The sequence below is a fragment of the Spongorhabdus nitratireducens genome, assembly GCA_947387575.1.
GTDB lineage: Bacteria > Pseudomonadota > Gammaproteobacteria > Pseudomonadales > Endozoicomonadaceae > CANDOC01.
Genome location: CANDOC010000012.1, coordinates 151,667 through 164,826, shown reverse-complemented (window position 1 = coordinate 164,826; position 13,160 = coordinate 151,667). Strand labels below are relative to the sequence as shown.

12 protein-coding genes are annotated in these 13,160 nt (G+C 48.9%); 8 read left to right on the top strand and 4 right to left on the bottom strand.

The features are described from left to right. Positions 1-324 precede the first annotated feature (324 nt). The gene (locus tag ACYZZ0_RS20160) at positions 325-1,680 is read left to right on the top strand and encodes a sodium-dependent transporter (protein WP_461538466.1); all 1,356 of its coding nucleotides are present in this window, start codon (positions 325-327) and stop codon (positions 1,678-1,680) included. Between the two features lie 89 nt (positions 1,681-1,769). Here ACYZZ0_RS20160 and speB read toward each other — a convergent pair whose 3' ends face one another. Further along, on the bottom strand, positions 1,770-2,789 hold the full coding sequence (speB, locus tag ACYZZ0_RS20155) for an agmatinase (RefSeq protein ID WP_461538465.1): 1,020 nt from the start codon (positions 2,787-2,789) through the stop codon (positions 1,770-1,772). A 144-nt stretch (positions 2,790-2,933) separates the two neighbouring features. Continuing rightward, positions 2,934-3,854, bottom strand: coding sequence for a LysR family transcriptional regulator (locus tag ACYZZ0_RS20150; protein ID WP_461538464.1), 921 nt, complete (start codon positions 3,852-3,854; stop codon positions 2,934-2,936). A 226-nt stretch (positions 3,855-4,080) separates the two neighbouring features. Between ACYZZ0_RS20150 and ACYZZ0_RS20145 the strand changes: the two genes are divergently transcribed. The 7 genes from ACYZZ0_RS20145 to ACYZZ0_RS20115 all read left to right on the top strand — a co-directional run bounded on the left by ACYZZ0_RS20145 (position 4,081) and on the right by ACYZZ0_RS20115 (position 10,492). Next, positions 4,081-5,043, top strand: coding sequence for a TRAP transporter substrate-binding protein (locus tag ACYZZ0_RS20145; protein WP_461538463.1), 963 nt, complete (start codon positions 4,081-4,083; stop codon positions 5,041-5,043). Between the two features lie 101 nt (positions 5,044-5,144). Then, the gene (locus tag ACYZZ0_RS20140) at positions 5,145-5,777 is read left to right on the top strand and encodes a TRAP transporter small permease (protein WP_461538462.1); all 633 of its coding nucleotides are present in this window, start codon (positions 5,145-5,147) and stop codon (positions 5,775-5,777) included. Next, positions 5,774-7,054, top strand: a complete 1,281-nt coding sequence (locus tag ACYZZ0_RS20135) for a TRAP transporter large permease (protein ID WP_461538461.1) — start codon at positions 5,774-5,776, stop codon at positions 7,052-7,054. Before ACYZZ0_RS20140 ends, ACYZZ0_RS20135 begins: the two co-directional genes overlap by 4 nt. 150 nt (positions 7,055-7,204) lie before the next feature. Next, positions 7,205-7,627 (top strand): BLUF domain-containing protein, encoded by a 423-nt coding sequence (locus ACYZZ0_RS20130; RefSeq protein ID WP_461538460.1) that lies wholly within the window; start codon positions 7,205-7,207, stop codon positions 7,625-7,627. A gap of 252 nt (positions 7,628-7,879) precedes the next feature. Continuing rightward, positions 7,880-8,914 (top strand): methionine ABC transporter ATP-binding protein, encoded by a 1,035-nt coding sequence (locus ACYZZ0_RS20125; RefSeq protein WP_461538459.1) that lies wholly within the window; start codon positions 7,880-7,882, stop codon positions 8,912-8,914. Further along, positions 8,904-9,557 carry a methionine ABC transporter permease gene (locus ACYZZ0_RS20120; RefSeq protein WP_461538458.1) on the top strand — a complete coding sequence of 218 codons (654 nt, stop codon included), beginning with the start codon at positions 8,904-8,906 and terminating at the stop codon, positions 9,555-9,557. The genes ACYZZ0_RS20125 and ACYZZ0_RS20120 overlap by 11 nt, the downstream gene beginning before the upstream one ends. A 95-nt stretch (positions 9,558-9,652) precedes the next feature. After that, positions 9,653-10,492: a MetQ/NlpA family ABC transporter substrate-binding protein gene (locus ACYZZ0_RS20115; RefSeq protein ID WP_461538457.1), complete on the top strand. Its 840-nt coding sequence runs from the start codon at positions 9,653-9,655 to the stop codon at positions 10,490-10,492. 65 nt (positions 10,493-10,557) lie between these two features. Here ACYZZ0_RS20115 and ACYZZ0_RS20110 read toward each other — a convergent pair whose 3' ends face one another. Together ACYZZ0_RS20110 and ACYZZ0_RS20105 are read right to left on the bottom strand one after the other, a co-directional pair. After that, positions 10,558-11,382, bottom strand: a complete 825-nt coding sequence (locus ACYZZ0_RS20110) for a hypothetical protein (RefSeq protein WP_461538456.1) — start codon at positions 11,380-11,382, stop codon at positions 10,558-10,560. A 569-nt stretch (positions 11,383-11,951) separates the two neighbouring features. Further along, the gene (locus tag ACYZZ0_RS20105; RefSeq protein ID WP_461538455.1) at positions 11,952-13,160 is read right to left on the bottom strand and encodes a type III PLP-dependent enzyme; all 1,209 of its coding nucleotides are present in this window, start codon (positions 13,158-13,160) and stop codon (positions 11,952-11,954) included.

The window sequence follows — 13,160 nt, the reverse complement described above, 5'->3', positions numbered from 1 at the left end:
CAGTTTGTTCGGATACCCGCTATATTCAGCCTGCAATGCGGTACTTTTTATTTTCTGCCTGAATGCTACTGAACCATACCGGCCACAAGCCTAAGGGAACACTGACCAGGCATTACCCGTCTGCAGCAGTGATCTGGTTTATATCCAGCAACCGGGCAAACCGTCCAAGGCAGCATGACATTCGTTCCACTGAACGGGTAAAAATGTCTCTTTGGCAATACCAAACTGTCAGGACAGCAGTCTGCACAGGTGAGAAATCACCCCTCTGTTGTTTCCCTAACAGCCTCAAACAGCCATAACACAGACATATTAAGTAGTAGCACGATGTCGACATCCAACCAAGAAAACCAAACCTGGAAAAGTAAAGGCACCTTTTTGCTGGCGGCCGCCGGCTCCGCAATCGGCCTTGGAAACCTGTGGCGCTTCCCTTATATCACCGGTGAGAACGGTGGTGGAGCATTCATTCTTGTATACCTGCTGTGCGTGCTGATGCTGGGCCTGCCTCTGTTAATGGCAGAGGTCAGCCTGGGTCGCTATTCCCGTCGCAGCCCGATTACCGCTATGGGTTCACTGGCACGTCATATCGGCGCATCCCGCAGCTGGGCCGGGGTTGGTATTATGGGTGTACTGACCGGGGTAATGATTCTGTCGTTCTACAGTGTTATTGCCGGCTGGGCCATGTCCTACACCTACGAATCCTTTGCCGGTACATTCACCGGCATGCCTGCAGATGAAATTGGCAAGTTCTTCAGCAACATGATTGCTGACCCGGTCACCCTGACTATCTGGCACACCGTATTTATGCTGGCTTCCGGCATCATTGTTGGACGGGGTATTCACAAGGGACTGGAAAGCGGCCTCAAAATCATGATGCCGGCCCTGTTTATCCTGATGCTGCTTATGCTGCTGTATGCCATCACCCAGACCGGGCAGTTTGGCCGAGCTGTAGAGTTCATGTTCAAGCCTGATTTCAGTGAGCTGTCCGTCAACAGTATTATCGCAGCGATGGGACAGGCATTCTTCACCCTGAGCCTGGGCATGTGCACCATGATGACGTACGGTGCTTACATGCCAAAAGAGAACAGCATTCCGGTGACCTGTTTGAGCGTAGCCGGTCTCGACACCCTGATCGCGATCATTGCTGGTCTTTCTATCTTCCCGATCGTATTTGCTTTCGGTATGGAAGCCAGTGCCGGCCCGGGTCTGCTGTTTATCTCCATGACTACTGCATTCTCCCAGATGAGCTTTGGTGCTATCGTCGGCGGCCTGTTCTTCCTGCTTGTCACTATTGCTGCCCTCAGCTCCGCCATTTCCCTGATGGAGCCTGCCGTCGCCTGGCTGCAGGAGCGCTTCGGTATGAGCCGTGCAGGTGCAACCGTTATTGTTGGTGCCCTGATCTGGTTCGTCGGCCTCGGCTGTGTTCTGTCCTTCAACCTGTGGTCTGGCGAAGAGTACAAGCTGTTCGGCAAGACCTTCTTCGATATTCTTGATTACCTGACAGCCAACCTGATGCTGCCACTGGGTGGTATGCTGGTTGCCATCTTTGCCGGTTGGAAGATGGGTCGCAACAAGATGATGAAGGAACTGGGACTGAGCACTACCCTGTTCAACCTGTGGATGCCGCTGACCCGTATCTTTGCTCCGGCGGCGGTACTGGTAATCCTGTTTACCTCCCTGTAATCAGCAGCCCACTCCACAGACACAAAAACAGCGCCTTCTGGCGCTGTTTTTCGTTAACAAGCGGACAAGTCTGGTTTGACTCATGTCATTCAGGCGGGTTCTGCTTCCTGAACAGATTGACTGTCTTGTCTGGATTCTTTTACCGCGCGCTCTGCCCGGGCATGAAAAACATAACCCAGCAGATTCATCAGTACCTGAGCAGCCAGAATACTGGTTGACCCGGTCTGATCGTAATCCGGCGCCACTTCGCATAAGTCGATACCCACAACCTCACCCTGATGAGCAACTTGCTGGAGTACCTCCATCACCTCATAGTACTGAAAGCCACCATGACTGGGTGTGCCGGTACCCGGCGCAATAGAAGGATCAAAACCATCAATATCAATAGTGATGTAGTAGTTCACACCTTTGGGGATCAGCGCCATCACACCATCCAGCCCCAACCGGCGTACATCACGCACAGACAAAATGGTTGAGCCTGCATTTTCAGCCAGCTTGTGATCATTCCGGTTGGATGAGGAAACATTGCGAATCCCCAGCTGGGTCATGCCACTGACATAACTCTGTTCTGATGCCCGACGCATCGGATTGCCATGGCCATAACGCACACCATGACGCTCATCCACAAAATCGAGATGGGCATCAATCTGAATAATATGAATCGGCCCCTTATCGGCATATTGCTCAAATGCCCGAATACAGGGCGCATTAACCGAGTGATCACCACCAACAGTGACAGGCAGAGCACCGGCTTCAAGCATCTTGCGTACACCATATTCAATATTGGCATGGCTCTTTTTGGTATCGGTATGAACGATATCCGCATCACCAATATCAACCATATTCACGCCTTCCAGGTACATGATGTCTTCTTCATAGGAATAAGCACCACCATGTCCAAATGAAAACAGTGTTGATGCTTCCCGTACAGATCTGGGTCCCATGCGGGCACCGGAACGCCATTGAGTGCCACAGTCAAAGGGCGCTCCCATAAAGGCGACATCAGCCTGGATATTGTCCCAGTCTTCGCAGGTCGGGCTTTTGGCAAAAGTACAGAAGCCAACAAATGGAAGGTTCAGTCGACCTTTTTCGTAGGCGTTTTCGCTCATTATTATTATTCCTGTCTCGCATCTGCTCCGGTATCGAAGCAGTGTTGAGACGGGAGTATTGCAAAGATAAATGCATCAAAAAATATAAAAGTTATGATGCTTACATCAGTAAAAATTATGTATTTTTTGATCATCCACTGTTGTTTATTCCTGCAAGACTGGAACCACTCTCTTCTGGATTTCGAATGAAGGTATGGCGGCTTTAATATCCTCCAGAAATACTGTGACAATGTTACGCACCGAAGGAGAATCCCGCATCGCCAGATAAAACGATGAGTAATGGCTGAGATCCAGATGATTAATGGCTCTCATCTCCCCTTTATCCACCCAGCTTTGGGCATAATGCACCGGGAGAAATCCCATAAACTGCCCACTGATAATCAGCATGACCTGGGCTTCCATATTGCTGACATAGGCGGTGTTTTTTATGCCCGGCAAGTCAGGATTCTGCATATAGGCACGACTGGATACAGGAAACTTTTGCAAAGTCTGCCAGCTGATTTCAGCTTCCGGCATAGCAAACAACGGATGTTGTTTGCCACAGTAGAATCGATGCTCTTCCTTGTGAAGTAAGTGGTAACTCAGCACGCTATCCCGCCGCTGAAAGGGGCCAATCCCTATATGGATATGACCGCTGGTTAACTGTTGCTCCAGTGCTTCCGGAGACAAAATTTCAAGCTTGATGGAAACATCATTTTTTCTGCTGAAAAAATTCTGAATAGCCTTGTAGATAGGAAATGCTTCATTGGTGATGGTGTTATCAATCAGGCCAACACGCAATGTCCCCGTCAGCTTGTTATGAAGCTCACCCAGCTCTGCCTCAAAGTCGGAAATATTGTTCAGTATCCGCCGGCATTTCTCATAAGCCAGCTCCCCTTTCTCTGTGAGACTGAAGCCGCTTCTTCCCCGCTGACACAATTGAAAGCCAAGCCTGATTTCCAGGTCTCGTATATGAGTGCTTATGGCCGGCTGACTCATTCCCAGTGCTGCCTGGGCACTAGCAAAGCCGCCACACTCGACAACAGTGCAGAATGTGTGCAGATGTTTTACTGAATACTGGGTCATATTTTTTATTATCGTTGGTTATGCAGACTCAAATTACATTAGCTTTTATAATATATACATATGGTTTTTTATATTTTTTAATGCATACGCTTTTGCAATACTGACCCGGCATCCAACTTGCTGTGATCAAAATCGCTAATAAAAATAAACTCTATAAAGCGAGGCCTTTAAGATGTTCAAGTTAGGGACAAGCCTGCGGAATTTAACAGCATCTGCCGCAATCTTTATGTTGCCAGCGTTGTCAGTTGCCGAGGAGTGGAAATTTGCCATCGAGGAAATTCCGGGCTCCATCATGGACTCTTACGCCCAGGAATTTAAACGTCGAATTGAATCCAAAACCAATGGTGATATCACCGTCAATGTCTATCCCCAGGGCTCTCTGGGAACACCAACAGAAATCGTTGAACAGACTGCAGACACCGTCGTTCACTTTGCCAATGTATCAGTAGGCAACCTCGGCACCATTGTTCCCGAGTCCCAGTTATTCCTGCTGCCCTACACTCTGCCTTCCGACCCTGCATCTATTTCCAGAATGCTGACCACCAGCGACGTTATCTATAACGATCTGGGCAAGGACTTCGCCAGTAAAGGCCTGAAGCTGCATACCATGTACTCGGAAGGTCCACAGGTATGGACCACCAACAAGGAAGTCCGCAAACCGGCCGACCTCAAGAACTTCAAAATGCGAGTCATGGTGTCACCTATTTTGCTCAAGGCTTACGAAGATATGGGTGCCAGCCCGACTCCATTACCTTTTGGTGAAGTCTACGGCGCACTGCAGCTGAAAACGGTAGACGGCCAGATTAATCCGGTGCCAACCATTGAAGAGATGAAGTTCTATGAAGTCACCGACTATATGATCTGGGCAGGCGAGCAGGAGCTGGTCACCACTATTGTTTCCGGCACTGACTGGTACGAAACCCTGAGTCCGGAAAAACAGCAACTGATCAGCGAAACAATGACTGAAATGCGAGGCTTTATTGATGATGTGGTCGTTCGCTTCAATGAAGACAAGCTGGACAAAATCAAGGCGGCCAAACCCGATATCAAGTTTGTGAAGCTGAATGCAGAAGAGCAGTCCGTCTTCCGTGAGCGCAGCACTTCTACCCACGAAGCCTTCGAAGACATCGCTGGTGAACGTGGACAACAGCTGCTGAAAAACCTCCTTGCCGAGCTTGATGCTCAATAAGTTGCAGCTCCGGAGTTATCAGTCACTGTTCTGGTGATTGATAACTCTGTTGCTTTTCCTCTCTATCTGCTGCTGTTTATTTACCTAGCTGTGAGCCTTATATGCTGAAAGGTATTTCAAGGGGGCTGGCTCAAATCGATCTCTGGATTGGTCGTATTGAGGCAAGTATTCTCAGTCTGGCGATTATCGCCATGGCAACGAACTCGATTGCCAATGTTTTTGGCCGTTACCTGTTTAACCAAAGCCTGTATTTCTCTGACGAACTCAACCAGTTTCTGATCGTTATCATCACCTTTATGGGATTGGGTTACATCACCCGTAAAGGCAAGCATATCCGGATGTCGGCTTTCTACGATATGTGGCCGGCTAAAGTACAAAAGATGGCCATGATTGTGATTGCCCTGCTGACCGCGTTCGTGATGTTTGTACTGGCCTGGTATGCCCTTGAGTATGTGCAAAAGCTTGAGCGTCGTGGCCGAGTAACACCGGCACTGCAGGTTCCACTCTACTTGGCTTATTTCTGGGTTGCGGTCGGCTTTTTTATTGCCGGAATACAGTATCTGCTGACCGCCATCCGAAACACCGATCTTGCAGACGAAACGGTCTATATCTCATACACCACCGTCGACACCTATGACGATCCGGAAATAACCAGCGTCATCCAGAACAGTCAGGCTGGTAATAAAGCGGCGGACGAACCGCATTCAAATAACAAGCAGGAGCCATCATCATGACGTTAGTAATGCTGGGTATCATGCTGGTTCTGCTACTGGGCGGTTTCCCGATGATGATGCCGCTGCTTTGTGCAGCCATCGTCGGTTTTGTTGTCTATTACCCGAACCTGAGTCTGCAGCTCATCATTCAGCAAATGATTGGCGGGGTGAAACCATCAGCACTGATTGCGGTGCCTATGTTTATCCTCGCCGCAGATATTATTACCCGGGGCCATTCCGCTGACCGGCTGGTTGATGTGGTCATGCGCTTTATGGGGCATATTCGGGGAGGTCTGGCCGTTTCCGTAACCACCGCCTGTGCCATGTTCGGTGCCGTTTGCGGTTCGACTCAGGCAACAGTTGTTGCGATTGGTGGCGCCATGCGTCCACGGATGCTGAAGGCCGGTTATAACGACTCCTTTTCAATCGGACTGATTATTAATGCCGCCGACCTTGCGTATCTGATCCCGCCCTCCATCGGCATGATTATCTATGGTGTTATTTCAGGTACTTCTATTTCCGAGCTCTTTATTGCCGGACTGGGCCCCGGGTTACTGATTATCGTGCTGTTTTCCATGTACTGCATGTGGTACGCCAGGCGTCATAATATTCCGGTAGAACCCAAAGCCAACTGGTCTGAACGCTGGACATCACTGCGACGAGCACTCTGGCCTGCCGGGTTTCCGGTAATTGTAGTGGGAGGCATTTATGGCGGGGTATTTAGCCCGACAGAAGCAGCGGCCATCTGTGTACTCTATGCACTGGTGTTGGAGTTGCTGATTTTCCGTTCGATCAAACTGAAAGATATTGCTGATATTACCCTGTCGACCGGCGCTGTTACCTCAGTCGTCTTTATATTGATTGCAGCTGGCGCAGCATTTTCTTGGCTGCTCTCCTATGCACAGATACCTCAGCAGATTATTGCTTCACTGGGGCTGGAACAGGCCGGTGTTATTACAACGCTGATTGCAATCAATGTGGCGTTTTTCATTGGTTGTATGTTTGTTGACTCCATTGTGGTTATCCTGATTCTGGTGCCCATCTTTGCGCCGCTGGTAAAAGCTACCGGACTCGACCCGGTATTGGTGGGTGTCATGATAACCCTGCAGGTTGCAATCGGTGCCGCGACACCGCCCTTCGGCTGCAATATTTTTACTGCTGTTGCCGTCTTCAAGCGCCCGTTTGTCGATGTCATCAGAGGCATCCCCCCGTTTCTGATCATACTGTTTGCAGTCACTGTACTACTGGCAGCCTTTCCGGAGATTGCACTCTGGCCAAGAGATCTGGCTTTTCGCTGAATGAATGGATTTACATAGCGCCGGAAATAAAACATCTTAAAACAGAGGACGCTTTTCAGGTTGCGGTCGGAACAGCTTCTGAGGACATCGAAACCAGGTTGTAACCGGACCTGGTTTCGATGACAGGATCAGACCTGGCAGGGAGAGCCCATGTACTACATGATTTACATCAGCACGGCGACCACGCTGATGACTGAAGAAGAACTGACATCAATACTGGAAACAGCACGTCATAATAATGCCAGCAATAACATTACCGGCATGCTGCTCTACAGCAATGGTACCTTTATGCAGGTGCTTGAAGGGGAAGATCGGGACAAGCTTCAGGCACTTTACCAGATCATTGAACAGGACAAGCGTCACCACAGCATTATTCGCATGATCGAGGGAGAAACCCAAAAACGTCAGTTCCCGGACTGGAGTATGGGCTTCAATCATATCGAACAGGAAACCGCAGAAACCTCCGGATTTAATAATTTCATGGCTCAGTCTGCGGAAATTACCGATAAAAGCTCAATGGAAAGCACTGCCTGGCGGTTATTATTGCTGTTCAGACGTAACAACCCCAGCTAAATAATCTTTCCATGACGACTTGAGCAACTTGACAGCTCAACCTGCAACGGGATAATTTACGCCAAACGCGCCGATTTGAGACTTCAGCTTGCGGGCGCATGGATAAATACTGCTAAAAGAAGGTTTTTCAGAATTCGTCGGAAAAGCCACTCTGTTAGCAGAGTGGCTTTTTTGCATTTTACAGCCCACTCTGTACAGACCTCCTCCCCCCGACCCCTGAAATTCCGCACCTTAGCTGTATGCGGAGACCCCATGATAGAACTTAAAAATATAACCAAATCTTTCGGAGAGGGTGCCAGTGCAGTCAAAGCACTGGACGATATCACTCTGAAAGTGCCATCCGGCGCTATCTATGGCGTCGTCGGTGCCAGCGGTGCCGGCAAGAGTACCCTGATTCGCTGTGTCAACTTACTGGAACGACCGTCATCCGGTGATGTACTGGTCAATGGCCAGAATCTGGTCAAGATGAATGACCGGGAGCTGCGCCAGACTCGTCGTGATATCGGCATGATTTTCCAGCATTTCAACCTGCTCAGTAGCCGCACTGTATACGACAACATTGCATTGCCTCTGGAACTGGCTGGCAAATCAAAAGCAGAAATTCACGAAGCGATTGAACCACTGCTGCAACTGACCGGGCTGGACGAAAAACGTCAAAGTTATCCTTCCCAGTTATCTGGCGGTCAGAAGCAGCGTGTCGCCATTGCCCGCGCCCTGGCCAGCAAACCTGCGGTTCTGCTGTGTGATGAAGCTACATCAGCACTGGATCCGAAAACCACCAATGCCATTCTGCAACTGCTGAAAGATATCAATAAGCAGCTGGGCATCACCATTCTGCTGATTACCCATGAAATGGAAGTGGTGAAGTCAATTTGTGATCGTGTCGCCATTCTCCATGGCGGCCGTCTGATCGAAGAAAATGCTGTCGAGCAATTCTTTATTCAGCCACAAACTGAAATTGCCCGGGAATTTGTTCGCAGCGCCCTGCATGAGAAGCAACCAGCAGAACTGGAAGCTGATTTCCATAAGGAACCCCGTGAAGGTTCCCGGCCGGTGGTTCGCATCTCCTTTATGGGGCACAGCGCAGTAGAACCCCTGATTACCCAGGCTGCCCGCCAGTTTAATGTGGATATCAGCATTCTGCAGGCCGATATGGAAACCGTACATGGTAATCGCATGGGCTTCCTTACCGCCGAACTGATCGGTGATGAGGCTGCAACACAGGCAGCCACCAACTATCTGCAACAACATCCTGTACAAGTGGAGGTACTGGGCTATGTCAACTGATGCCTGGCTGTTACTCGGTTCTGCCTTGTGGGAAACCGTTTACATGGTGGCACTGTCCGGCGCCATGAGTTTTCTGTTTGGTATTCCGCTGGGTGTGCTGCTGTACAGCACCCGTGAAGGCAATATTCTGCAAAGCCCGCTGACTAACCAGTTGCTCGGTGCCGTGGTTAATGCTGCACGCTCAGTGCCGTTTATCATTTTGATGGTTGCCATTATTCCGCTTACCCGACTGCTGACAGGTACTTCTATCGGTACCACCGCAGCAATTGTTCCGCTGACACTGGCATCAATACCTTTCGTCGCCCGAATTGCAGAGGGTGCTCTTAACGAAGTGCCGGGCGGGTTGGTTGAAGCCGCGGAAAGTATGGGAGCCACACCGCTACAGATCATTAGCCGGGTATTGCTGCCGGAAGCACTGCCGGGACTGATCCACGGTATCACCCTGACGCTGGTCACACTGGTCAGCTACTCTGCAATGGCAGGTGCCATCGGTGGTGGTGGTCTGGGTGACTTGGGTATTCGCTATGGTTATCACCGCTTTGACGGTGTGATTATGGCGGCAACCGTCATTGTACTGATTATTCTGGTGCAACTGATCCAGATGGCCGGTGATCACCTGCACCGCAAGTTTGATCACAGCTAAACCCTGACATTGAAATAGTTTCAAGCACTTCAGTTGCCCCCTCCAGGGGCTGAAGAGACTTTATTAAAACAATCCCCCACGAGGAGATGAAAAGCATGTTCGCTGCAGTAAAAGCGTTATCCCAACTGAAAACCCTGGCGGCAACCGCCGTGATTGGCACCGCACTGGTTCTGAGTGGCTGTGGTCAGGATACTGACAAGGCCGATTCCCCGTTGAAAGTCGGCGTAATGGCCGGCCCTGAAGCCGATGTAATGAAAGCCGCGGTTGATCAGGCAGCAAAAGACAGTGGTTTGAAAGTCGAACTGGTCGAATTCTCTGACTATGTGTCGCCCAACATTGCCCTGTCCGATGGCAGCATTGATGCCAACGCCTTCCAGCACAAGCCTTACCTGGATAGCATGGTTGAAAGTCGCGGTTTCAAACTGGCAGCGGTAGGTAACACCTTTGTTTACCCGATCGCAGCGTATTCCAAGCGCCTCAAGGACATCAGCGAACTGCAGGACGGGGCAACCATTTCGATCCCGAATGATCCCAGCAATGAAGGTCGTACCCTGCTACTGTTGCACAAGCATGGCTATATCACTCTGAAAGATCCTTCAGACCTGGAAGCAACCCCGGCAGATATCAGCGACAACCCGCACAACTTCAAGTTTGTTGAACTGGAAGCTGCACAGCTGCCGCGCTCACTGGATGACGTTGACCTGGCATTTATCAATGGCACTTACTCTGTACCGGCAGGTCTGATTCCAACCCGCGATGGTCTGTTAATCGAAGACAAGGAGTCTCCCTATGTGAACCTGATCGTTGCGCGTCAGGACAACAAGGATGACCCTCGACTGCAGACTCTGCTGAAGGCTTATCAGTCACAGGCTGTTATTGATAAAGCTGAAGAGCTGTTCAAAGGCAGTGCGGTACCGGGCTGGGATGTAAAATAAATCACCTTAATATTTTTCGATAAAGGCTCTGGCTTTACATTTGATAAAGCCAGAGCCTTTCTTTATCAGTCATCCCAGTCCTCATCCTCTACATCAAAAAACTCAAACAATTCTTCTGATCTTTCGACTACTTGATACTTCAGAAACGGTGCAGCTAATGTATTCGCGGCTCCTTCCACTGTATAACAGGCTTCTGCTTGTCGTCCTCCGGCCGGATAAACCAAGCTATAAACAGCATCAGCCAATTCTCCGTTTAATTGTGACTGCTTGATCGTAATAACTATTTTTGTCTGTATTTTTTCCGGAGCAGCCCCCCTTTCTACACTTCCTTCTTTTCCATTTTTTGAAATAGTGAAAATGATTTCTGCCTGACTTGTTTCTATATCTAATGAACTTTCTTTAACAAAACAGGAACAACTGTCAACCATAGAGGCACATTCGCCTCCACTAGTCAGTTCTGGTTTCAGAGAAAAAAGCAACCCATACCCCAATGCAAATATAGGGGGAAGCTCAGGACATGCTTTACCTGCATCGGTATACTCCCCACACTCAATGACTGGCAATCTCGAAAATTTGTAAGTGCAGGGGTCAGGTTCTGATTGTTGTTTTTCTGGCTCAGAGCTCTCGCTCTGAATTTGCTCATCAATCCCTTTCGTATAAACTGTAAGTGTTTTATCTTTTTGATACAGTTCTGATGCTGAAAACTTAATTCCTATATTTTTTGAACATTCCATATCAGAGCCGCTCTTTACCTCAATCCATTCATCCCACAAAAACAGTTTTGTGTTTAGTGGACCAGAAAAACTCTGACTGGATATAAAAAAAACACCCATCAATAAAAAAAGTTTCAACAGGGTTTCATTAAAGACAAAAACTTTTTTTTGACTCATACTAAAAACCAAATTTTATACATTAGTTAGAATAAATTAATAAGGTTGGGCACAATTAAAGAAAGAAAATAAGAATAGCAGTAATTCTGAAAAAACAATCCAATGATAAATAATTACCTGAAGGCTTATACATCTTTAAAAGCATCCAATTACAACCTTGAAAAGTTGTTCTAGCAGCAACAAATAAATTACAGGGGGTTATTGAGGGTTATTCCGAAAAAGTCTGTATTATGGAGACAAGTCTCTTGTCGAAGATAAAAGCTGCAATCAACGCTAAAGTCATGATCGGCGGCACAGTACTGTTGATTTTCTTTCCCCGACATTTTTAATGCCGAATCCGGATATATTTACTGTGTAAGAACAAGTGCAGGCAGCAATGGCGCTCCGGTAGGCAATGACTACGAAACCAAAACCTTTATGCAGATACTGAAACTGGATGCTGCTAAACGACTAAACCATGAGTGGAATGTTGTAGTAAAAGAATAAAGCCTTATTAGAAAGCAGGCAGCCAGATACTGGCTGCCTTGTGAGATTATGATATTGTCGGTTTTGTCTTCATTAACTTCAGCTCAAGCAACACTGGCTCCACACCTGACAGCTTCGGACTGACTTCCAGTGACAGCTGCAGGACTGTAATCCACCCGAACAACACGGGCCCGGGGAAAGTAGTTGAAATCTGTCGCTGAAGCACTGGTATAAGCTCCCATATAGCGACCGATGACCAGATCGCCCTCTTCCAGTACCGGCATCATGATATTCTCATCCACAATATCGTTGCTGTCACAGGTCGGCCCTGTTAGAACTGCAGGTTCAAGAGGGCCCTGTTTCAGAACTGAAAGTGGAAAACGAGTATGGTCAAATAAAATGCCACTGTAAGAACCATATACGCCATCATCCAGATAATGCCACCAGCGGCCTTCACGTTTGGCGACACCCATTACTGAACAAACGGCAGTCACAGCTTCTGCTGCAAGAAAGCGACCCGGCTCTGCAATTACTTTCATTTCCTGTGGCAGTAAAGAAAGAGCTTCCCGAATCGGACGGCAGAACTCACTGATTGCCGGCAACGGCGCGTCATAGGGAACCGGAAAACCACCACCAATATCCAGCACTTCCAGCGGCATACCTTCTGCAGCAGCCTGCTCGATCAGCTCACGGCAATGGTTGATAGCATCAACATAACGGCCCGGATGAATGACCTGGGATCCAACATGGAAACACAGACCACTAACTTTCAGCCCCATGGCTTTGGCTTTTCGCAGCAACGGTAGAGCCGCTTCCAGCTCACAACCAAACTTTTTGGACAGATCAACCCGGGTGTAGGGATTCCTGAAGCTGAGCCGCAGCATCAGATTCACCTGATCACGCCAGGGGTGGAGTTTGTCCAACTCACCGGCATGATCAAATACAAAGGTACTACAGCCATATTCCAGACAACTGACAATATCTTCACGTCGTTTAACCGGGTGAGTCTGTATACAGCGCTCCGGATCAATGCCCAGCTCCTGTACCAGCGCCACTTCTCCGGCAGAAGCCAGATCAAAGCTGGAACCAGATTCATTCAGCAACTGCAGCAATTCCGGATTCGGAAAGGCTTTTACGGCGTAATGCAGGGTAACACCCGGCAATGCTTCACTCAGTGCCTGATATTGCTGGCGAACCACCGATGCATCCAGCAGCATCAGCGGCGTACCATACTGCTGAACCATCCGCTGATAGAAGCCATGCCGGGCTGGCGGGAGAATTTCCGGTACCCGCGCCTGCTCTTGAGCCACCAC